The 19,890-nt window shown below is 68.4% G+C and carries 19 protein-coding genes and 1 pseudogene; 10 read left to right on the top strand and 10 right to left on the bottom strand.

All coding sequences use genetic code 11. From position 1 onward, the window contains the following. Positions 1–63: 63 nt before the first annotated feature. From phaR to RUMESO_RS20725, 3 genes are all read right to left on the bottom strand, one after another. Positions 64–552 carry a polyhydroxyalkanoate synthesis repressor PhaR gene (gene phaR / locus RUMESO_RS20735; protein WP_051521561.1) on the bottom strand — a complete coding sequence of 163 codons (489 nt, stop codon included), beginning with the start codon at positions 550–552 and terminating at the stop codon, positions 64–66. A gap of 137 nt (positions 553–689) precedes the next feature. Further along, on the bottom strand, positions 690–1,175 hold the full coding sequence (locus RUMESO_RS20730) for a hypothetical protein (RefSeq protein ID WP_037283157.1): 486 nt from the start codon (positions 1,173–1,175) through the stop codon (positions 690–692). 132 nt (positions 1,176–1,307) lie between these two features. Then, positions 1,308–3,125 (bottom strand): PHA/PHB synthase family protein, encoded by a 1,818-nt coding sequence (locus RUMESO_RS20725; RefSeq protein ID WP_082484432.1) that lies wholly within the window; start codon positions 3,123–3,125, stop codon positions 1,308–1,310. Positions 3,126–3,218: 93 nt separating this feature from the next. Between RUMESO_RS20725 and phaZ the strand changes: the two genes are divergently transcribed. Next, complete coding sequence (phaZ, locus tag RUMESO_RS20720; protein ID WP_037283154.1) at positions 3,219–4,514, top strand: polyhydroxyalkanoate depolymerase; 1,296 nt, start codon at positions 3,219–3,221, stop codon at positions 4,512–4,514. Position 4,515: 1 nt separating this feature from the next. Here phaZ and RUMESO_RS20715 read toward each other — a convergent pair whose 3' ends face one another. Continuing rightward, positions 4,516–5,373, bottom strand: coding sequence for an alpha/beta hydrolase (locus tag RUMESO_RS20715; RefSeq protein ID WP_051521560.1), 858 nt, complete (start codon positions 5,371–5,373; stop codon positions 4,516–4,518). After that, positions 5,370–6,098, bottom strand: coding sequence for an alpha/beta hydrolase (locus tag RUMESO_RS20710; RefSeq protein WP_037283150.1), 729 nt, complete (start codon positions 6,096–6,098; stop codon positions 5,370–5,372). Before RUMESO_RS20710 ends, RUMESO_RS20715 begins: the two co-directional genes overlap by 4 nt. A gap of 124 nt (positions 6,099–6,222) precedes the next feature. On the opposite strand from RUMESO_RS20710, the gene thrS reads away from it, so the two are divergent. The 3 genes from thrS to RUMESO_RS20695 all read left to right on the top strand — a co-directional run bounded on the left by thrS (position 6,223) and on the right by RUMESO_RS20695 (position 10,304). Further along, positions 6,223–8,169 (top strand): threonine--tRNA ligase, encoded by a 1,947-nt coding sequence (thrS, locus tag RUMESO_RS20705; protein ID WP_037283147.1) that lies wholly within the window; start codon positions 6,223–6,225, stop codon positions 8,167–8,169. 99 nt (positions 8,170–8,268) lie between these two features. Continuing rightward, entirely contained in the window at positions 8,269–9,927 is a 1,659-nt protein-coding gene (locus RUMESO_RS26605; RefSeq protein WP_051521559.1) for a YsnF/AvaK domain-containing protein, read from the top strand. A 167-nt stretch (positions 9,928–10,094) separates the two neighbouring features. Next, positions 10,095–10,304 carry a cold-shock protein gene (locus RUMESO_RS20695; protein ID WP_037283145.1) on the top strand — a complete coding sequence of 70 codons (210 nt, stop codon included), beginning with the start codon at positions 10,095–10,097 and terminating at the stop codon, positions 10,302–10,304. A 584-nt stretch (positions 10,305–10,888) separates the two neighbouring features. On the opposite strand, the gene RUMESO_RS20690 is transcribed toward RUMESO_RS20695, so the two are convergent. From RUMESO_RS20690 to thyX, 3 genes and pseudogenes are all read right to left on the bottom strand, one after another. After that, on the bottom strand, positions 10,889–11,104 hold the full coding sequence (locus RUMESO_RS20690) for a hypothetical protein (RefSeq protein ID WP_037283142.1): 216 nt from the start codon (positions 11,102–11,104) through the stop codon (positions 10,889–10,891). A gap of 206 nt (positions 11,105–11,310) precedes the next feature. Beyond that, positions 11,311–12,330, bottom strand: coding sequence for a hypothetical protein (locus tag RUMESO_RS25415; RefSeq protein WP_156363043.1), 1,020 nt, complete (start codon positions 12,328–12,330; stop codon positions 11,311–11,313). Beyond that, positions 12,323–13,241, bottom strand: a pseudogene (gene thyX, locus RUMESO_RS20685) (FAD-dependent thymidylate synthase). The gene RUMESO_RS25415 and the pseudogene thyX overlap by 8 nt, the downstream one beginning before the upstream one ends. Before the next feature lie 189 nt (positions 13,242–13,430). Between thyX and RUMESO_RS20680 the strand changes: the two are divergent. From RUMESO_RS20680 to RUMESO_RS20655, 6 genes are read left to right on the top strand one after another with little or no spacing between them, the layout of a single operon-like run. Further along, complete coding sequence (locus RUMESO_RS20680; RefSeq protein WP_051521558.1) at positions 13,431–15,002, top strand: hypothetical protein; 1,572 nt, start codon at positions 13,431–13,433, stop codon at positions 15,000–15,002. Further along, positions 15,002–16,381, top strand: coding sequence for a surface lipoprotein assembly modifier (locus RUMESO_RS20675; protein ID WP_037283140.1), 1,380 nt, complete (start codon positions 15,002–15,004; stop codon positions 16,379–16,381). The genes RUMESO_RS20680 and RUMESO_RS20675 overlap by 1 nt, the downstream gene beginning before the upstream one ends. A 52-nt stretch (positions 16,382–16,433) precedes the next feature. Further along, entirely contained in the window at positions 16,434–16,862 is a 429-nt protein-coding gene (locus RUMESO_RS20670) for a VOC family protein (RefSeq protein WP_037283138.1), read from the top strand. A 4-nt stretch (positions 16,863–16,866) separates the two neighbouring features. Continuing rightward, a complete protein-coding gene (locus RUMESO_RS20665; RefSeq protein WP_037283136.1) occupies positions 16,867–17,580 on the top strand; it encodes a DUF1194 domain-containing protein in 714 nt (237 codons plus the stop codon). Next, complete coding sequence (locus RUMESO_RS20660) at positions 17,577–18,278, top strand: DUF1194 domain-containing protein (protein ID WP_037283135.1); 702 nt, start codon at positions 17,577–17,579, stop codon at positions 18,276–18,278. The genes RUMESO_RS20665 and RUMESO_RS20660 overlap by 4 nt, the downstream gene beginning before the upstream one ends. Continuing rightward, complete coding sequence (locus RUMESO_RS20655; protein WP_051521557.1) at positions 18,275–18,907, top strand: DUF1194 domain-containing protein; 633 nt, start codon at positions 18,275–18,277, stop codon at positions 18,905–18,907. Before RUMESO_RS20660 ends, RUMESO_RS20655 begins: the two co-directional genes overlap by 4 nt. A 73-nt stretch (positions 18,908–18,980) precedes the next feature. On the opposite strand, the gene RUMESO_RS20650 is transcribed toward RUMESO_RS20655, so the two are convergent. Together RUMESO_RS20650 and RUMESO_RS20645 are read right to left on the bottom strand one after the other, a co-directional pair. Beyond that, a complete protein-coding gene (locus RUMESO_RS20650; RefSeq protein ID WP_037283134.1) occupies positions 18,981–19,487 on the bottom strand; it encodes a MarR family winged helix-turn-helix transcriptional regulator in 507 nt (168 codons plus the stop codon). Positions 19,488–19,598: 111 nt separating this feature from the next. Next, positions 19,599–19,871 carry an FAD assembly factor SdhE gene (locus RUMESO_RS20645; RefSeq protein WP_037283131.1) on the bottom strand — a complete coding sequence of 91 codons (273 nt, stop codon included), beginning with the start codon at positions 19,869–19,871 and terminating at the stop codon, positions 19,599–19,601. Positions 19,872–19,890: the final 19 nt, after the last annotated feature.

Genomic DNA, 19,890 nt, shown 5'->3' with positions numbered 1-19,890 from the left:
CACCTTCCGGTGCTTGCACGGTGCGTGAACCTCCGCGTTGCGGAGAACCATGCACCCTGCGACCTACTTCTTCTTCTCGTCCTCGTCCTTCGCCGGGCCGGAGGAGCCGCCGGGCATAAGCCCTCCGGTCATCGCCTTGAAGAACGCCTCCTGCTGCGCGCGCATCGCCTCGAAGCCGGGGAGCTTGGCCATCGGGTTGGCCTTGGTCATCTGCTCCATCATCTTCGACTGGCCCTCGCGCAGCATCTCGAAGCTCGCCGCGAGGAACTGGGGCACCACAGTCGCCGCCTGCGTCGTGTAGCTCCGCACGAGCGTGGTCAGCACGTCGGTCGGCAGGACGTTCTCGCCCTTGGCCTCGTGCTCCGCGATGATCTGGAGGAGGTATTGCCGCGTCAGGTCGTCGCCGGACTTGAGGTCCACGATCTGCACGTCCCGCCCCTGCCGGATGAAGGCCGCGATGTCCTCCAGGGTCACGTAGTCGCTCGTCTCCGTGTTGTAGAGCCGGCGCGAGGCGTAGCGCTTGATGAGGAGCGGCTTGTCGGATTCGGGCATGGACGGGCTCCCCCTTGCTGCGGCTGCACAAAGCCTAGGCCCCCGCCGCGCGAAAAGAAAGGGCGGACCCGCGTGGGCCCGCCCTAGTCCAACGATCCGGCAGGGAGGAGTCGGATCGGGCGCTCGATCCCGAAGGATCAGACGTTGGTGGAGACCGAGGTCGCCGACTTGGCGGCGGTCGAGAACTCCTGAGTCGCCTTGCGGGCGGCCGAGGTCAGGTCCTCGCCGGCCTTGCGGGCGGCCGCCGTGACGTCCGCCGACATGTCCTTGCCAGCGGCGAGCATGAGCTCGAGCGTCTCGGCCTGGACCTTCTTGGCGATCTCGGCGAAGGCGGCCAGGTTCTCGGCGGCGGCTTCGGCCGAGGTCGAGACGAAATCGGTCACCGACTTGGCATAGTCGGCCGGCTCGGTCTTGGCGGTCGTCACGGTCGAGAGCTTGGTCAGGGCGTCCTGAACCCAGCGGGCCGACAGGTCGGTCGACTTCTGGGCAGCCTCGATGGCGACGGAGGACAGCTTCTCGGCGAGAGCGGCCTGCGACTTGGCCAGGTTCTCGAAGGACGAGGTGTCCACGGGGAAGTTGCTCATCGCGTCCTTCACCATCTGGGCGTAATCGGTGTTGGCCATGTCAGGCTCCTTTCGAGGGTTGAGGGCGAGGGCATCGCCCCCGGATTCGATGAGCGGTATATGGATGCTGCAGCGCAGCATTGCAAGCGCGATCTCTGCGCCGCAGCGGACCCGCGCCGGATTGCCGCAGGGTCAGGCGGCGTCCGGCTGCGCGGTCACGTAAGTTCCCGGCGCCGGGGCGAGCGGCGGGTGCGCCGCGTCCCCTGGCTCTCGCGCCGGCACCATTCCGCCCGAGCGCTGCGCCAGCCATTCGGTCCAGCGCGGCCACCAGCTTCCCGGATGCTTCTCTGCCTTCTGGAGCCACTCCTCGGGGGAAAGGGACAGGTCCGAGTTGATCCAGTGCCCGTACTTCTTCTTGGTGGGCGGGTTCACGATCCCGGCGATGTGACCCGACTCGGACAGGATGAAGGTCTTGTCCTCCGACCCCATCGCCTGGACGCCCCGATAGGAGGACTTCCATCCCGCGATATGGTCCGTCTCGCAGGCGATGGCGCAGAGCGGCACCTTCACCTCCGAGATGCGCACCGTCTCGCCCAGGATCGGATAGCCCGTCGTGGCGAAGCGGTCGCTCTGGCAGAGCCCACGGAGGTATTCGACGGCCATCCTGGCGGGGAGGTTCGTCCCGTCCCCGTTCCAGTAGAGGAGATCGAAGGCCGGGGGCGTCTCGCCCATCATGTAGGACCGGATCGCCGGCTGGTAGATCAGGTCGTTCGAGCGCAGGTAGGAGAAGGTCCGCGCCATGTAGAAGGACTCGAGGATGCCCTTCTGCGTGGATTCCGTCTCGATCCCGTCCACGAAGTCGTCGTCGAGGAAGACCGCCATCTCGCCCTGGTCCGAGAAGTCGGTCAGCGTGGTGAGGAACGTGGCCGAGTTGACCGTCCGGTCGCCCCGCTTGTCCATCAGCGCCAGCGTCAGCGACAGCGTCGTCCCCGCGATGCAGTAACCCACGGCATTGACGACGTCGGTCCCGCAGATCGCCTTCACCTCGCGCAGGGCCGCGAAGAAGCCGTCCTCGATGTAGTCGCCCAGCGCGACGTCCTTGTAGGAGGCGTCGGGGTTCACCCAGGACACCACGAAGAGCGTGAAGCCCTGGTCCACGATCCACTTGATGAGGCTGTTCTGCGGCTTGAGGTCGAGGATGTAGAACTTGTTGATCCAGGGCGGGAATATCAGGAGCGGAACCTCGCGGACCTGCTCGGTCGTGGGCTTGTACTGGATCAGTTCGAACATCCGGTTGCGGTGGACGACCTCGCCCGGCGAAGTGGCGATGTTGCCCCCGACCGTGAAGGCATCCTCGTCGGCGAGCCGCACGATCAGCTCGCCGTCGTTCCGCTCGAGATCGTGAACCAGGTTCTCGAGGCCGTCCACCAGCGACTGCCCCTCGGTCGCGACGGCCTTCTCCAGCGCGTCGGGATTGGTGGCGAGGAAGTTCGTGGGTGCCAGCATGTCTACGATCTGGCGGGAGAAGTATTCGAGCTTCTTCTTCTCGCGCGGGGTGAGGCCCTCGACCTGCCGGACCGCCTCCTGCATCGCCTCGGCGTTGGTGAGGTACTGCTTCTTGATGAGGTTGAACCAGGGATGCGTGTCCCAGAGCGGGTTCGCGAAGCGCTTGTCCTTGGGGCCAGGGTCCTCGGGCGCCCGGAACTCGCCCTTGGCGAGCGCCGCCTGCGCCTCGGCGAAGGTGGCGAGCGTCCTCCCCCAGTAGCCGGCCTGAAGCTCGATGATCTTGGCGGGATGCTTCATCGCCTCGCTCATCCACGCCGTCGCGGCCTTGAGGTAGATGTCCTGGCCCGGTCCCTGCAGCGCCTGCGGCACCTTCCTGCGCTTGGCCATCACCGCCACGAGCCGCTTGGTCAGGTCGTCGATCTTCTTGAGATTGGCCTCGAAGAGCTCGAGGTTGCGGCCCTTTTGCCCCAGTCCATCGCCCGCTTCGGGAAGGTCGGTTGCCATTGCCGGAACCCCATCATACCGTTTGCTGTTGCAGCATTGAGCTCTCTCGCGACTCGGTGCGAAGCAGGGCGCACCGCCGCGGAGGCTTTCGTTTTGAAATATATGTTGACCTACGACCTGATGGAAAGCGCACGGAACACCAATCAATGGTTGGGTGCCACCGCGCGGGCCTGGGGCGCCTATCCGATCATGGCCGCGACCGGCAATCCGATGGTCGAATGGGTCAAGGCCTGGGGCGAGGTGACGGAGCGGACCTTCGCCCGCATGGTGGTCAAGCCCGACTGGGGCATCTCGGCGGTCACGGGCGACGACGGTCGCGACCACACGGTCCGGATCGAGACGGTCGTCAGCAAGCCCTTCGGCAACCTCATCCACTTCCGCGTCCCCGGCCGCTTCCCGCGCGAGCGGCGCGTGCTCCTCGTGGCGCCCATGTCGGGGCACTACGCGACGCTCCTGCGCAAGACGGTGATCTCGCTCCTGCCCGACTGCGAGGTCTACATCACCGACTGGACCAACGCCCGCGACATCCCTGTCTCCGACGGCAAGTTCGACGTCGAGGACTACACCCTCTACGTCGCCGAGTTCATGCGCCACCTCGGGCCGGACATCCACGTCATGGCCGTCTGCCAGCCCGCGCCGCTGGTCCTCGCCGCGACGGCGTTGCTGGCCGAGGAGGCGCCCGAGGCGCAGCCGCGCACGCTGATCCTCGTGGGCGGGCCCATCGACCCGGACGCCGCGCCGACCGAGGTCACCGACTTCGGCCGCCGGACGACCATGGGCGTGCTCGAGCAGACGGTAATCCAGCAGGTCGGCTTCAAGTACCGGGGCGTGGGCCGGATGGTCTATCCGGGGCTCCTGCAGCTCGCGTCCTTCATGTCGATGAACGCGCAGACCCACAGCCAGAGCTTTCTCGACCAGATCCTGCGGACCGCCAAGGGCGAGGCGGGCGACCACGACAAGCACAACGCCTTCTACGACGAATACCTGGCCGTCATGGACATGACCGCCGAGTTCTACCTTTCCACCGTCGAGCGCATCTTCAAGGGCCGCGAGATCGCGCGGAACGAGTTCACCGTGGACGGGCGCCGGGTGGACATCGGCCGCATCTCGACCGTCGCGGTGATGGTCGTGGAGGGCGAGAAGGACGACATCTCGGCGCCTGGCCAATGCCTCGCCGCGCTCGACCTGCTGACCGGGCTCCCTTCCGCCAAGAAGGCCGCTCACCTGGAGCCCAAGGCAGGGCACTACGGCATCTTCGCGGGGAAGAGCTGGCGCGACAACATCAGGCCGCTGGTGCTCAAGTTCATCGACGGCAACTCCGGCAAGCACGGGCGGCGCGGGCGGGGGCTGTCGCTGATGCCGGCCGTCGCGGCCTCGACGGGCGAGTAGTTCAGAGGGCCCTGATCCAGTCCAGCGTGGCGCGGACCAACGGCTCGGTCTGGCCGGGGCTCAGGGCATCGCCGGCGATGACATGGGCCATGGGGTCGTCGCCCTGCCCCGGCGTGGGCGCGATGTGGCGCGACGGCCCGCCCCAGCGGCGCATCACGGCGGCGGTCAGGGCCGGGTCCACGATCTGGTCGGCCTCCGAATGGACGAAGAGCGCGGGCGCGCGGATCGCCTCGAGGTCGGCGCGGCGGATGGCGCGGACGGCCTGGGCCATGGGGACATAGGCGCGGACGGGGAAGCCGTTGGTCCAGATGCCGGAGGCGGAGCTCGCCGCCGGGGGTCGCTGCGGACGGCGGATCAGGTAGGGCGCCCAGTGGGCGGCGAAGGGCGCGTCGAGCGCGGCCTGAAGGCGGCGGAGGCGCAGGCCGAAGTTGGGCGACAGCATCGCCGCCGCCGCGACCGTCTCCCCCGTGGCGAGCGCCAGCGTCAGCACCGTGCAGCCGGTGGAGCAGGAGACGGCGAGGACACGGTCCCCGAGCGCATGCCCGATGGCGAGCGCCTCGGCCACGTCCGCCCGCCACTCGGCCAGCGTTGCCCGACCCATGGCGTCGCCGTCCTGGCCGTGGCCCGAGAGCCGGGTGCCGAAGTGGTTGGCGCCCAGGGCCTCGGCGACCTTTTCGGAGTAGGGCGAGACCTCGCGGCGGCTGGCGGAGAAGCCGTGGATGTAGACCACCGACCACGGCGTGCGGCGCGGGCCATCGGCCCAGAGGATGCGCTTCTCGCAGCCGGGCCGCAGGCCGGGGACCTGCGCCTCCCTCCCGGCGAGCCAGGCGTCGAGCGACTCCGGCGGAGGGAGCGTCACGAGACCTCCTCGATGGCCCGCGCGATGAGCTTGAGGCAGCGGGGCGAGGAGAAGCGGTGGTCGGCGTCCTTGACCAAAGTGAGGCGGATGTCCGGCCCCGTCGCGTGGTCGAGGAGGCGCAGCGCCGTCTCGGTCGAGACCTCCCGGTCGGCGGTGCCCTGGAGCATCCGCGTCGGCATCGGCAGGTGCAGGGGGGCACGGAGGACGAAGTTCTCGCGCCCGTCCTCGATGAGACGGCGTGTGATCCTGTAAGGCGCGCCGTAGTCCGAAGGCGTCTCGATGTGCCCGTCCTGCATGAGGCGCTCGCGCAGGAAGTCGGGAGCGTTGGCCCACATGCTGTCCTCGGTGAAGTCCGGCGCGGCGGCGATGGTGACGAGGCCAGCGACCCGCTCCGGCGCCTCGCGCGCGATCAGGAGGGAGAGCCAGCCGCCCATCGAGGAGCCGACGAGGACCACGGGCCCGGGCGCAAGGTCGAGGATCGCCTCGGCGTCCTCGCGCCATTCGGTGATGGCGTGGGCCTCGAACTCCCCCTCGCTCTCGCCGTGGCCGGAGTAGTCGAAGCGGAGGAAGGCGCGGCCCCTCTCTTTCGCCCAATCGGACAGCCAGGCGGCCTTGGTCCCCGTCATGTCGGACCGGAAGCCGCCCAGGAACACGACATGGGGCCCCTGCCCCGACTCGCGCCGCACCGCGAGGCGTCGTCCGTGCGGCGTGGTGATGATCTCCATGGTCCGGCCTCCTGTTCGCTCGCGCATGGTGCCCCGGGCCTTGACGCCTCCGCAAGCCGTGGGCAGAAACCCCGGACCCGCAACCGGGCGCATTCGTGGGCGCCAAACCGACGAGGAGCAGGCCATGGCCTCCATCTCCCTGACATTCCCCGATGGCAACTCCCGGGACTACGAGGCCGGGGTGACCGCCGCCCAGGTGGCGCAATCCATCGCCCCCTCGCTCGCCAAGGCCGCTGTGTCTGCCACGCTCGATGGCAAGCACTGGGACCTCCAGTGGCCCATCGAGCAGGACGGCCAGATCGCCATCCGGACGCTCAAGGACGCCGAGGGGCTGGAGCTGATCCGGCACGACCTCGCGCACGTCATGGCGCGGGCGGTGCAGACGCTCTGGCCCGACGTGAAGGTGACGATCGGCCCGGTGACCGAGACGGGCTGGTTCTACGACTTCGACCGCGCGGAGCCCTTCACGCCGGAGGACCTGGGCCTGATCGAGGCCGAGATGCGCAAGATCATCGCGGCGCGAGATGCTGTACGGACCGAGGTCTGGGACCGCGACCGGGCGCTTGCGCATTACGAGGCGACGCGCGAGCCCTTCAAGATCGAGCTGATCGACCGCATCCCGGAGGGGCAGCCGATCCGGATGTACTGGCACGGCGACTGGCAGGACCTCTGCCGCGGGCCGCACCTGCAGAACACGGGGCAGCTCCCGGGCGACGCGTGGAAGCTCATGGGCGTGTCGGGCGCCTACTGGTTCGGCGACGTGAACCGGCCGCAGCTCCAGCGCATCACGGGCGTCGCCTTCCGCACGCGGGACGAGCTCAAGGCCTATCTGACGATGCTGGAGGAGGCCGCGAAGCGCGACCACCGCAAGCTGGGACGCGAGATGGACCTCTTCCATATGCAGGAGGAGGCGCCGGGCATGGTCTTCTGGCATCCGAACGGCTGGACCATCTACCGCACGCTCGAGGACTACATGCGCCGGCGGCTCATCAAGGCCGGCTACAAGGAGATCAAGACGCCGCAGGTCGTGGACCGCATCCTCTGGGAGAAGTCCGGCCACTGGGAGGCTTACCGCGAGAACATGTTCATCGTGGAGGTGGACGAGGAAGGCGCCAAGGAGAAGCGCGTCAACGCGCTCAAGCCGATGAACTGCCCCTGCCACGTCCAGGTCTACAACCAGGGCCTCAAGAGCTACCGCGACCTGCCGCTGCGGCTCGCCGAGTTCGGGTCGTGCCACCGCTACGAGTCGTCGGGGTCCATGCACGGGCTGATGCGGGTGCGTGGCTTCGTGCAGGACGACGCCCATATCTTCTGCACAGAGGACCAGATCGAGGAGGAATGCGCGAGGTTCCTCGACCTCCTCAGCTCGGTCTACAAGGACCTCGGCTTTGCCAAGTTCGACATCAAGCTTTCCACGCGGCCCGACGTGCGGGTGGGCTCGGACGAGGTCTGGGACAAGGCCGAGACGGCGCTCGAGAACGCGATCCGCAAGGTGCGGAACGACTATGTCGTCGATCCCGGCGAAGGGGCGTTCTACGGGCCGAAGCTCGACTTCAAGCTGACCGACGCCATCGGGCGGGAGTGGCAGTGCGGGACGTTCCAGGCGGACTTCAACCTGCCCAACCGGCTGGACGCCGAATACGTGGGCGAGGACGGCGCCAAGCACCGGCCCGTGATGCTCCACCGCGCCGTGCTGGGGAGCTTCGAGCGCTTCCTCGGCATCCTGATCGAGCACTATGCCGGCAAGCTGCCCTTCTGGCTCGCCCCTCGGCAGGTCGTCGTGGCCTCCATCGTGTCGGACGCGGACGACTTCGTGCGCGAGGTGACGGAGGCGTTGCAGGCGGCAGGGCTCCGGGCGGAAGCGGACACGCGGAACGAGAAGATCAACTACAAGGTCCGCGAGCATTCGGTCGGCAAGGTGCCCGTGATCCTCGCCATCGGCCAGAAGGAGGTCGAGGCGCGGACCGTCTCGATGCGGCGGCTCGGCGAGGAAGGGCAGCGCGTGATGCCGCTGGGCGAGGCGATCTCCCTTCTCGCGCGGGAGGCGCGGGCGCCGGACCTGCAGGGCTAGGTTCCGCCCGAAATTAAGCGCGGCGCGCGGAACGAACCCGCGCGCCTGTCCGTTTGTCTGGCATCCCGCCCAGCGGGGCAGACAGGCAGCGGAATCCCCATGGCGCAAGTCCCCTCTTTCGACCCGACCGATCCCCGTGCCCGGGAGGACCGTCTTCGCGTTGCGGAGCGGCTCCCCGAGAACGGGGTCATCGAGCGCGTCGAGGAGCGGGCCGTCATCGGCAAGCGCATCGTGGACGAGGGCGGCATCCGGGTCTCCACCCGGACCGAGACCGTCCAGGACACCGTCCGCGACACGCTCGAGGATGTGGCCGTGGAGGTGGAGCGCGTCCCGGTGGGCCGCTTCGTCGAGGCGGCGGAAGCGCCGCGCAGCGACGGCGACGTCACCATCCTGCCTGTCTACGAGGAGCGCCTCGTCGTCGAGAAGAGGCTGTTCCTGGTCGAGGAAGTCCACGTCCGCCGCAAGGCCCGGAGCCGCGAGGTCGAAGTGCCCGTCGAGCTCCACCGCCAGGTGGCGGAGGTGGAACGGCTTCCCCCGCTGGGCGAACACGCAAGTCCAGACACCCACTCAGGAGTGACCAGAATGATGGACGACACCTATACCGGCACGCGCACCGTCACCGCGATGTTCGACACGGCGGCCGAGGCGGAGCGCGCGGCCTCGCGGCTGCGTTCGGCGGGGATCCCCGACAGCCAGATCCGCGTCACCCAGGGCTCGAACACGAGCTATTCGGGCACGGTCGACACCAGCGACACGACCTACCGCGACCAGCACAAGGGCTTCTGGGACTCGCTCGCGGACTTCTTCTTCCCGGAGGAGGATCGCTACGCCTACGCCGAGGGGCTGGCGCGGGGCTCGCACATGGTGACCGTGAGCGGGTTCGAGTCGACGATGTACGACGCCGTGGTCGACATCCTCGACGACGAGGGCTCGGTGGACCTCGACGCGCGGGAGAGCGAGTGGCGGTCGTCGGGCTGGTCGGACTACCGGACCTCGCCCTACTACGCGAACCCGAACGACATCTCGGGCACCGGCGGCATGGCTGGCGGGACCTCGGGGCTGTCGGGCGCGGCGGCGGGGCTGGGCCACACGATCGGCAGCGCGGCCGAGCGGACCGGCGACGCGATCGCCCGTGGGGCGGACCGGGTGGGCGATGCCCTGACCGGGGACAGCAACACGCGCGGCACGATCTATGACGACGGGATGCAGGACCGCAACCTGCAGATGGCGGCCGACACCGGGCGCCGCAGCCAGGCGGACCTGGGCTCGCAGCAGCAGGGCTATGCCGACACGGCGTCGATGCGGCAGACGACTGGGCTCGGCGCCACCGACTACCGCGACGAGGACTACAACGAGGACGGCACGCTCAAGGTCGTCGAGGAGCGACTGAACGTCGGCAAGCGCGAGGTCGAGGGCGGCGCGGTGCGCGTCCGGTCCTATGTCCGCGAGGAGCCGGTCTCGGCCGACGTGGACCTGCGGGCGCAGCGCGTCTACGTGGAGCGCCGTCCGGTGGACCGCGCGGTGAATCCGGGCGACGTGCAGTTCGGCGACCGGACGCTGGAAGCCCGCGAATACCGCGAGGAGCCGGTCGTCAACAAGGAGGCCCGCGTGGTCGAGGAGATCGGCCTGCGCAAGGAGACCGAGGTCGAGCGGCAGACCATCCAGGACACCGTCCGCAAGACCGAGGTCGAGATCGAGGACGAGCGGACCGGCGACCGCACGCGGCTGACGGGCGACCGGACGCGCGACGACATCTGACGGCGCGCAGCGTCTGAACGGGGCCCCGGGCGCGATGGCGTCGGGGGCCTTTCCTTTGCCGGGCCTTGCAATTTCGGGTTGCGGACACGTTGCCCGCTTGGCCCCGACGCCTAGGTTTCCCGGCGTGAACGGGCGCCAGGCGCCCAAGGCGCGACGGAGAGACGACGATGGCCAGCGGCACTGTGAAATGGTTCAACACGACGAAGGGCTACGGCTTCATCGCGCCGGATGATGGCGGGAAAGACATCTTCGTCCACATCTCGGCGGTGGAGCAATCGGGGATGACGGGGCTCGCGGACAACCAGAAGGTCGAGTTCGACATGATCGAGGGCCGCGACGGCCGGAAGATGGCCGGGAACCTGCGCAAGGCGCAATGAGGCCGGCGCAGGAGGTTGGAACGGCCGGAGCGTGGCTCCGGCCGTTTCCGTTCGGTCCCGGGCCGTCACGGTCGGCGTGTGGAGAGCCACGCCGCCCGTCGTTCCCGGGGGCCACCTCGTCCGGCGGCCAAGCCGGCACGGGTGGGAGCGCGCTTCGGCACGCGGCGGCTGGGTCTTTGCGATGCCTGCCCAAGGCATCTCCCAGGGGGTGAGGGGCCCGCGCCCACCCTTCAAAGAGCTCTCGTCCGTGAAGCCTCTCTCGCGCTTGGGCGAGCCCCGGACATGGTCAGTCATGTGATCCTGGCGAGGGGCTGGCCGACCAAAGCCCCTGCCGAGGGAGGCGCGAACCAAAGGACTCCCGCGCGACTCTGAGGAGGAGAGTGCGGGAGAGAGGTTAACGAGTGGTGAACGCGGCGTTCGGTGGGGGGTGGGGGGACGCAACACCTCAGGGGCAAGGGGCTGATATTGCTGCGGAAGTGCTCGCGTCAGTTGTTGCGTCGCCCCGGTGGGTGGGCTTCAGCCGGCCGCGAGGTGGGACGAATCAGCACCGTCTCGGGCCGGGGATGGCGGGGTGGGACACCACCCTACTCCGGCCGGGCGACTCGGCGCGAGCGGGCGAGGTAGGGGAGCACGAAGAGCCAGAGGCCGGTGAGGAGGAGCAGGAAGAGCGGCGCCAGCGGGAGGAAGTAGACCCACTGCGCGGGCTCGGAGCCCAGGCCCAGGGCGAGGAAGATGCCGGCGACCAGCAGGGCGAAGACGAGGCTCGTCCAGCGGTGGGTTTGGCGGATCAGGCGGGACATGGGTGGGCTCCGTGAGTGTGGGGCGGCAAGACGGGACAGCAGTTGAGGCCTGCCGCAGGGTGGGTGAAGCTCCGAAGGGGCGCCACCCACAGCGTCCCTCCTTCGCCCCGAGAGGGCCTCGGCGTGGGTTGCGAACCCGATGCGGACTTCACCTACCCTAAACCTGCTTTTCCTCACTCAACTGACGTTCTCCAAGACTTACACTATCAACCCAAACTGACCGGCATACTTGCCTTAGGCAGCATTTCAATAACCGATGCACTTGAGCCCCCGCTGCTTTCCGAAGAGCGCGTGAAACCCGTTTCGTGGAGTTTGTAAATCGCCGAAGCAGCGTGATTCAAAATAATGTCACGCGCTTCACCATTACTGCCCGCATCTACAAGAACCTTGTAGGTTAGCAGAGCGTTCTGTCGGTGCCGATTGACTGCTTCATTGTGCCGATTCGCAAGGAAGTTCCTTGAACAGAATATGAGCATAAACACAAGGACTGAGAACATCAGCACTTTCGCGAGAGTATACTGGACCAATTCGATGCTGTTTGTTGGCGCGAGCCATGTCCATTTTGGCAAAAAGAGCGCTATCAGGCCAAACAGGCCTACAGCAACAGCCATAGTCACTGTGGCCCGCCGCCAAGATCGGCTCTGGGCTTCATATCTGTCGGCCTCGTTCTTAAAATAGATTGCCTGCTGTGTAACACCCTGTTCGCTAGCTACCCTTCGGACATCATCGAGCACTCGTTCAATCTCTGCTTGGGCATCCTGTTGTTGAGCAAGTGCCAACTGCGACTCATCGCGCATCCTCTGAAGCGCTGCCTGCTGCTCGATCTCAAGACGTCCGAGGTCGGCAGTTCTTGCAACAGCATAGGCCACCAAAGGAAATAACTGAGTGAAGACACCTTGATATAGAGAGTCCAGCTTAGCTATTAAATTCTGCCGACGAGTTGTGTTGTCCCCGGCTTCCAAATCAAAGTTCTTAATTTCCTGAATCACTGAAAACACAGAGTCAGATAAATTCTGTATCATTTCAAGTTGTTGCTGAGGAAAATGTCCGAGCGAGCTGGACGGAAGCTGCCTGAATAGGGATACGAGCCTACTGACAGGCTCAACAGCATCTTCGAACGAATACTGGCCGTGTTTCGCGAGGACAACCGATGCAGGCTCAATACTTTGAACCCGCTCTAAGCTGCGCTGAACACTTGGAGCTTTCAAGTCTGCAAGATCAACCATTTGTGCCCCACACCCCCTCAAATTCCCGCCATTCCCCCTTGCTCATCCCAGAGGTCTCCTGCGTGACGACCTCCCCGGCAAGCCTCCGCTTCAGCACCTCGACACCTTTGGCGGAGAGTTGGGCGCCTCCCATCCGGTAGTCCTCGAAGGCCGACCAGGCGAAGGGGACCCAGTCGCGGGTGATGCGGGCCAGGGCCTCGGCGTAGACGCGGATCTCGTACTGGGCGTGGGAATCGGCGCGCAGACGCAGGAAGTTGAAGAGGTTGTGGAGGTTCGTCTTCCAGTACCACTGGGTGTAGACGTTCATGGGGAGGTTCATGCGGGCGAGCTCCCTCGCGAGGCCCTGCTGGCCCTCCTGCGAGATCATCGCCTCGTAGTGGTCGTAGGCCTGCGTGGCGTCCTCGCGCAGCCAGTCGAGGACGCGGGCGGCCTCGTCGTCGGAGAGGGTCTCGCCCCCGGCCCCTGGTTGTTGACGGCGCTCTTGGGGCGGCCAGCGCCTCGCGCGCGGGGATGTAGAACTCGCGGTCGAGGATGGAGTAGCGGGCGGAGTATTCGTTGACGCTCGCGGTGCGGTGGCGGATCCACTGGCGGGCCACGAAGACCGGCAGCTTCACGTGGAGCTTGACCTCGCACATCTCGAAGGGGGTCGAGTGCCAGTGGCGCATGAGGTAGCGGATCAGCCCCTCGTCGTTCTGCACGGACTTGGTGCCGCGCCCGTAGGAGACGCGGGCGGCCTGCACGATGGACGAGTCGTCGCCCATGTAGTCAACGACGCGGACGAAGCCGTGGTCGAGCACCGGGTGGACGAGGTGGAGGTGCTTCTCCATGCCCTCGGCGACGGGGCGGAGCGTGGGGCGGGCGGTCTCGCGGAGGGCCGCGATCTCGGCCTCCTGCTCGGGGGTCAGCGGCATGGGTCGGTCCTCCTTGCGACGGGGGGCAGCTTAGCGGCTGGGCGGGCGGCGGAAAGCGGCGCCGGACCTCGGGCGCGCGTGGGCCGTGGCCCGGCGGCGACACAGGACGGCGGGCCGAGTCCGCGCAGTTGACGGCGAAGCGGGTCGTCGGCGAGGGTCGGGCCAAATCCTTGTGGGACAGGTCGTCATATGAACCGCACTCTTATCATGCTTGGCCTCCTGGCCGCTCTTTCGGCCTGCGGCGACGGGCAGCCGTTCTTCGACGAGGATAGCGGCGGCGGTGGCGACGGCGGGACCAACGTGGATACCGACGACGACGGGATCATGGATTCCGAGGACACCGACGACGACAACGACGGCATCCTCGACGAGGACGAGGTCGATTCGGACAAGGACGGCCTGATCGACGACAAGGACCGCGACGACGACAACGACGGCATCCTCGACACGCGCGAGGCCGATTCGGACGACGACGGGCTGATCGACGACCTCGACCCGGACGACGACAACGACGGCACCCCCGACCGGCGCGAGCCCGACACCGACGACGACGGGCTGATCGACGACCTCGACCCGGACGACGACAACGACGGCACCCCCGACGCGAACGAGGTCGACACCGACGGCGACGGGCTGATCGATGATCGGGATCTGGACGACGACAACGACGGGACCCCAGATACCAGCGAGGTGGACACCGACGGCGACGGGCGGATCGACGATTTCGACCAAGACGACGACAACGACGGCACCCCCGACACCAGCGAGATCGACTCCGATGGCGACGGGGTGATCGACGACCTGGACCCCGATGACGACAACGACGGCGTGCCGGACGTCGACGAGGTCCCCGGCGGCATCAACGGCGACCCCGAACTGCCGCCAGGGACCGAGCGCCCGACCCCGGAGGAGAGCATCTTCCGCCGCGAGGCCCCGAGCGCGACCGGCGGCTATGTCAGCGACGTGACCTACAACGCCGCGAACGACACCTTCGAGGTCGACAACCTCGCCTTCGACGGCGACAACGTCTACACCCGCGAGGACAACCCGGCGGTGACCACGCTGAGCGACCCGGACGGGCAGGCGCTCTACACCGTCTACGAGGCCGCGACCGTGGTGCCGGATGACCTGAGCGGCAACGAGGTCAGCCAGCTCCAGTACCGGGCGATCCTGGGCCGGTCCACGACCGTCGCCGCGAACGGCGAGCCGACGACGCAATTCGCCATCGTGCGGACGGGGTCCTTCGTGGACTACGGCTTCGGCGGCTTCGTCTACGAGCGGAACGGCGGCGTGGAGCTGCCCACCAGCGGCCAGGCCACCTTCGCCGGGGACTATGCCGGGATGCGCGTCATGGCGGGCGCTGCCCCGGGCGACGACCTCTACTACGTGACCGGCGAGGCCCAGGTCGATGTCGACTTCGCCGACTTCAACGACGGCGGCGGCGTGAAGGGCCAGATCACCGACCGCGCCTACACGGACAGCGAAGGCAACGCCATCGTGGTCGACCTTCCCGATGCGGACCTGCTCTTCGACATCGGGCCGGGCACGGTGACGCAGAACGGCGAGATGGCGGGCGGCATCCGCAGCACCCGCGTGGACGAGAACGGCGAGGTCGTGGAATACGAGGCGGGCAACTACTACGCGATCATGGCCGGCGACAACGCGGACGAGATCGTCGGCATCGTGGTGGTCGAGAGCGCGGACCCCCGCTTCGACGGCGTGACGGCGCAGGAGACCGGCGGCTTCATCGTCTACCGGTGATGCGCGGTCCGCTCCTTACCCTGGCGCTCGCCCTTTGGGCGGGCGCTGCCCATTCGCAGGTCGTGACCGACGCGGCGGGCCTGCGCGAGATCTCGGCGCGGCTGCTGGCGCAAGGGCAGCCGGCGGAGGCCCGCAACATGGCGGAGGCCCTGCTCCGGCGCGACCCGGAGGACGTGACGGCGCTCCTGCTGCTGTCGCGGGCGGCCATCGAGATGGGCGAGACCAGGGAGGGGCTGGACGCGGCGCGGCGGGCGCACGGCCTCTCGGACGGGACGCAGCGCTTCCTCGCGTCGCGGCTGATCGCCAAGGCCTATTTCGACCTCGGACAGGACACGCTGGCCCAGTTCTGGCTGCGGCGCGCGCGAAGCGACGCCCCCAACGCCGAGGCGCTGGCCGCGCTCGAGCGCGACTACCGGTCGGTGCGGGCCCACAACCCCCTCTCGGTGTCGTTGAGCTTCGGGATCGCGCCCTCCTCCAACGTGAATGGCGGCACCTCGGCGGATGTCGTCTGGCTCTACATCCCGACCTTCGGAGGCTACCTTCCCACCATTCCCGTGGGGGACGCTCTGCCCCTCTCCGGCCTGCGCGTCTCGGGCGGGGCGACGCTGTCCTACCGGATCGCGACGGGGGAGCGGTCGGCCACCTTCCTCGAGACCGCCGTCAACGGCACGACCTATGTCCTGAGCGACGAGGCCAAGCGGACCGCCCCGGACGCGGAGGGGAGCGACTACGCCGACCTCGCCTTCTCCGAGAGCCTCGTCCATCGCTGGCAGGCCGAGGGGGCGACCGGCCCCTCGGCGCTGCGGGCGACGGTGGGCCGGACCTGGTACGGCGGCGAGCCCTACACCCGCTTCGCGCAACTGGGCTACGACCGGTCCTTCGTGCTGGACGAGGACGACCGGCTCTCGCTGTCGGTGTTCGCCGACTGGACCGAGCGGCGGCAGGAGCTGAGCGGTGGCGAGGTGGACCTCGACCGTACGCGCTCGATCGGCCTGAGGGGGCGCTGGACGCATCTGCGCGAGGGCGGGGACCGGTTCAACGTCTCGCTGGGCGCGCGTGACTACCTGAACGAGCTGCCCGACACGACCTACAGCGGCGTGACCGCCGGAACGGGCTACGACTGGGCCGAGCCGATCCTCGGGGTGCATCTCGGCCTGGGGGCGGAGATCGACTGGCGGCGGTTCGACGAGTCATTCCTCGCGCCGGAGGGGCGCGACGACCTGCGCGGGACCCTGCGGGCCACGATGGGGTTGCCGGGGCTCGAGGTCTGGGGCTTCGAACCCACGGTGACCATCGAGGCGAGCCGGACGGAATCGGATGCGGACCGCATCGACCGGAACGCCCTGAGCCTCGACCTCGGGTTCGAGTCGACCTTCTGACTGGCGCGGCCCGCCCGGCCTGCTAGGTTCCTTCCGCAAAGGGAGGGACGGAATGACGGTCCGATATCTGCACACCATGGTCCGCGTGAAGGACCTCGATGCGTCCAAGGCGTTCTACGAGAAGCTGGGGCTGCGCGAGATCCGTCGCATCGACAACGAGGGGGGACGCTTCAGCCTCGTGTTCATGGCGCCCCCGGGACAGGAGGAGTGCCCGGTCGAGCTGACCTGGAACTGGGACGGGGACGAGGGACTGCCGTCGGATTCGCGGCACTTCGGGCACCTCGCCTACGAGGTGGACGACATCTACGAGATGTGCCGGCAGTTGCAGGACTCGGGCGTGACGATCAACCGGCCGCCCCGGGACGGCCACATGGCCTTCGTGCGGTCGCCCGACAACGTGTCCATCGAGATCCTGCAGAAGGGCGAGCGGAAGCCTCCGCAGGAGCCCTGGTCCTCGATGCCCAACACCGGCCACTGGTGAGCGGATGCGCCGGCCCCCTGCCCTGCTGATGCTGGCATGGGGGGCGGCGCTGGCCGGGGGCGCCGAGGCGCAGGACTGCCGGCTCGCGCTGGTGCTCGCTCTCGACGTGTCGTCCTCGGTGGACGCGAGCGAGGACCGGCTCCAGCGCGAGGGGCTGGCGCGGGCGCTGGTCGCGCCGGGCGTGAGGGAGGCCTTCCTCGCGGGAGATCCGGTCGCCCTCGCCGCCTTCGAGTGGTCGGGTGAACATTCGCAGGTGGCGATCCTGTCGGGCTGGGAGCTGGTCACCGACGAGGCGGACCTCGACCGCATCTCGCGCACGATCCTGGACAGCCGGAGGAGCCGCAGCAACCTGCCCACGGCGGTGGGCGCGGCGCTGGGCCATGCGGCGACGGAGCTGCGGAACGCGCCGGCCTGCCGGGCCAAGACCATCGACGTGGCGGGCGACGGCGTCCACAACGACGGGTTCTCCCCCCGGCTCGCCTACGAGAACTTTCCGCTGGCGGACGTGACCGTGAACGCGCTGATCGTGGGCGGCGCGGGGGGCGAGGACGCGCGGCTCGTGGCCTGGTTCCAAGCCGAGGTGCTGCATGGCCCGGGGGCCTTCTCGGTCTATACGCGGGGCTACGACGACTACGCGAACGCGATGGAAGCCAAGCTCCTGAAGGAGCTGGAGCTGCCGATGGTGGGCGGGGTGCCCCTGGACGGGGCGGCGGGGTGACCGGGACTCTGGCCGCCGTGGCGGTGGCGCTGGGCCTGGCGGGCCCCGCGGCGGCGGACTGCCGGCTCGCGCTGGTGCTGGCGCTCGACATCTCGTCCTCGGTCGATGCGACGGAGGACCGGCTGCAGAGGGAGGGGCTGGCCGGGGCGCTGGTGGCGCCCGAGGTGGTGCGGGCCTTCCTGACCGGGGAGCCGGTCGCGATCTTCGCCTTCGAGTGGTCGGGGAGCCGGGTGCAGACCCCTCTCCTGCCCGGCTGGATGGTGGTGCGGGGCGAGCCGGACCTGAGGCGCGCGGCGGAGGCCATCGCGGGAAGCGAGCGGAGCCGGGACGACCTGAACACCGCGCTCGGCGCGGCGCTGCGCCATGCCTGGGAGGCGCTGCAGGCCGGGCCGCCCTGCCGGACGCGGACGGTGGACGTGTCGAGCGACGGGATCAGCAACGCGGGCGCCGACCCGGGCGAAGTCTACGCGGCCCTGCCCTTCGAGGGCGTGACGGTGAACGCGCTGGTGATCGGCGGCGAGGCGGAGGACAGCCCGCTCGTGGACTGGTTCCGCTGGGAGGTCCTGCACGGGCCGGACGCCTTCCTGATCCACGCGCGGGACTTCGGCGACTACGAGCAGGCGATGGTGTCGAAGCTCCTGCGGGAGCTCGAGCTGCCGGAGGTGGCGGGCGCCGTGCTCGGAGGGGCGTCCGGGTGAGGACCTGGGGCGGCCTGGCGCTCGCGCTCGGGCTGGCGGGACCGGCGGGGGCGGAGGGGTGCCGACTGGCCCTGGTGCTGGCGCTGGACGTGTCGGTGTCGGTGGACGCAGAGGAGGACCGGTTGCAGCGTGAGGGGCTGGCGCGGGCGCTGATGGCGCCGGAGGTGGCGTCGGCGTTCCTGCGGGGGGACCCGGTGGCGCTGTTCGCCTTCGACTGGTCGGGGGCCGCTTCGCAGCGGGCGATCCTGCCCGGCTGGGTTGTGGTGGAGGCGCAGGCGGACCTCGCCCGCGTGGCGGCGGCCATTGCGGGCAGCCGGCGGACGACCGGGCCGAGCGACTTCACGGCCGTCGGCGCGGCGTTGGAGTTCGCCGGCGCGGCCCTGGCGGAGGCGCCGCCCTGCCGGGGCCGGACGGTCGACATCTCGGGCGACGGGCAGATCAACGACGGGCCCCGGCCGTCCGCCGTCTATGCCGACCCGTTGTGGGAGGGGGTGACGGTCAACGCCCTCGTCATCGGCGGGGCGGAGGACGGGCGCACGCTCGGGGCGTGGTTCGAGGCGGACGTCTGCGGGGACCCGGGGCGTTCTGGATGCTTGCGGACGGCTATGGCGACTATGAGCGGGCCATGAGAACGAAGCTCCTGCGGGAGTTGGAGCGGCCCGTCGTGAGCGGGCCTGCCCTCGGAGGGGATGCGGGGTAAGGTCAGTAGATGTAGCGGATCTGGTCGGACCAGTACCGCTCCACCCGCTTGAGGGAATGGGTGAGGCCGTCGAGGGTGTCGGCGTCGAGGATGCCGCGCGAGGTCAGCCCCTCCGCGTGGGTGGCGAAGAGCCTGGCCACGATATCGCGCAGGCGGCGGCCCTTGTCGGTCAGGCGGACGCGGACGGAGCGGCGGTCGACCTCGCTCCTCTGGTGGTGCATGTAGCCGAGCTCGACGAGCTTCTTGAGGTTGTAGCTGACGTTCGAGCCCTGGTAGTAGCCGCGGGTCTTGAGCTCCCCGGCCGAGACCTCGTTCTCGCCGATGTTGAAGAGGAGGAGCGCCTGGACGGGGTTCACGTCCTCGATGGCGAGACGCTCGAACTCGTCCTTGAGGACGTCGAGGAGGAGGCGGTGGAGGCGTTCCACCAGGGCGAGGGCGTCGAGATAGCCGCGCATGAAGGCGGCGTCGCGTGCGGGAAGGATGGGCTCGGGGGCGAGGCGGAGGTTCATGTCGCGACTCCGTTGGATGGGATTTGCGACAGGTTGGCGTCAAATTACCAAGATAAGGTTAAGCTGGAACAACGTTTTCGTCCGAACCTCGACAATTCGATTCGAATCCGCTCAGTCCGGCCGCGTGAGGCCGACGGCGCGCTCGCGGATGCGGGCGACGAGCGGCGCGAGGCGTGCAGGCGGCTCGGCCGTGCCGGTGATCCAGGCGAGGAAGTCGTGGTCGTTCTCGGCCAGCAGCGATTCGTAGAGGTCGAGGTCGTCCGGTGTCAAGGCGGTCAGCTCCCTCGTGGAGAAGTCGCGCAGGATGAGGTCCATCTCGCGGATGCCGCGCCACATGGAGCGGGTCTTCAGCCGCCCGAGCCGTGCCTCGTGCGTTTCGGTCATGCTGCTGCCTCCTTGGCGC

It is taken from the genome of Rubellimicrobium mesophilum DSM 19309 (assembly GCF_000600335.2).
Lineage (GTDB): Bacteria > Pseudomonadota > Alphaproteobacteria > Rhodobacterales > Rhodobacteraceae > Rubellimicrobium > Rubellimicrobium mesophilum.
This window is presented reverse-complemented; position numbering and strand designations above follow the sequence as displayed.